Below are 706 nucleotides of genomic sequence, written 5' to 3' on the forward strand. Positions count from 1 at the left end.
GGGGCAACGGACAGACCACCAAGGCGACCTTCGACACCATCGCGGCGGCCGGTTTCCGCAGCGTCCGCATCCCTGTGACCTGGACCGGCCACCAGTCCGCCACCGCCCCGTACAACGTCGACGCCAACTACATGGCCCGGGTCAAGCAGCTCGTCGACTGGGCGTTGGCCGACGGCCTGTACGTGGTGCTCAACGTCCACCACGACTCGTGGCAGTGGGTCTGGAACATGTCCACCGACCACGACAACGTGGTCGCCCGCTTCAACTCCACCTGGTCCCAGATCTCCACGGCCTTCCGGGACGAGCCGCGCAGCCTGATCTTCGAGGGCATCAACGAGCCGCAGTTCCAGAACGCCACGGACGCGCAGAAGCTCTCCCTGCTGAACGAGCTGCAGACCTCGTTCCACTCCGTGGTCCGCGCCTCGGGCGGCGCGAACGCGAGGCGCATGTTGTCGCTGACCACGCCGGGCGGCAGCGGTGACCAGGTCTACCTGGACAACCTGTACACCGCGATCGCCGCGCTGAACGACAGCCAGCTCATCGCGCAGGTGCACTTCTACAGCTGGTACCCGTTCAGCGTGAACGTCGCGGGCGGCACCCTGTACGACGCGGTCGCGCAGAAGCACCTGGACGACTCCTTCGCGGCCATGCACGACACCTTCGTCGCCAAGGGCATCCCGGTCTACGTCGGCGAGTACGGTCTGCT

1 protein-coding gene is annotated in these 706 nt (G+C 66.6%); it reads left to right on the forward strand.

Annotated features, from left to right (window positions below; genetic code table 11):
• A partial coding sequence (locus ABD323_RS42870; RefSeq protein WP_344447457.1) for a glycoside hydrolase family 5 protein occupies positions 1–706 on the forward strand: 706 nt, incomplete at both ends.

The sequence above is a fragment of the Kitasatospora nipponensis genome, assembly GCF_039528135.1.
Taxonomy (GTDB): domain Bacteria; phylum Actinomycetota; class Actinomycetes; order Streptomycetales; family Streptomycetaceae; genus Kitasatospora; species Kitasatospora nipponensis.